A 717-nucleotide genomic window follows, 5' to 3' on the forward strand; every position below is an offset into this window, starting at 1 on the left:
TGTGAACTGGTAAACGTCAACGATCATTTAGGTGTACGTGTGCTTGAATTATTCGGCGGCACTCAGGAGCCGGCATGATTCAGTTACCTGATGAGCTAAACCTCATTGTCAGCCTTGCGCTGCTGGCATTGATCCCGTTTATCGCCATGATGGCGACCTCATTTGTGAAACTCGCGGTCGTGTTTTCGCTGCTGCGAAATGCGCTTGGCGTACAACAGATTCCGCCGAATATGGCGCTGTATGGCTTGGCGATCATTTTGTCGATTTTCATCATGGCACCGGTTGGCTTTGAAACGTACGATTACGTAAAACAGCACGACATTTCTTTGGAAGACTCTGCCAGCGTTGAGGGCCTGATTGAAAGTGGTTTACAGCCGTATCGCGAGTTTTTGAAAAAGCACATCCGTGAAACCGAAGCGATATTTTTTACCGACGCAGCACGCACGCTGTGGCCACAAAAATACGTGGACCGTTTGGAATCCGACAGCTTATTGCTGTTGCTGCCTGCATTTACGGTCAGCGAGTTAACGCGGGCTTTTGAAATCGGCTTCCTACTCTACTTGCCGTTTATCGCTATCGATTTGATTGTTTCCAATATTCTGCTCGCAATGGGGATGATGATGGTGTCACCGATGACCATTTCTCTGCCCTTCAAGTTACTGCTTTTCGTTTTGCTTGATGGCTGGACAAAACTCACGCACGGCTTAGTGCTGAGTT

At 48.3% G+C, this 717-nt stretch carries 1 protein-coding gene; it reads left to right on the forward strand.

The annotated features are described in order from the left end of the window. Positions 1 to 74: 74 nt before the first annotated feature. The coding region (gene vscR, locus R7Z49_RS24875) for a SctR family type III secretion system export apparatus subunit VscR (RefSeq protein ID WP_318112362.1) at positions 75 to 717 on the forward strand (643 nt) is incomplete at its 3' end.

It is taken from the genome of Vibrio sp. 1562 (genome assembly GCF_033340155.1).
GTDB classification, from domain to species: Bacteria; Pseudomonadota; Gammaproteobacteria; order Enterobacterales; family Vibrionaceae; genus Vibrio; species Vibrio alginolyticus.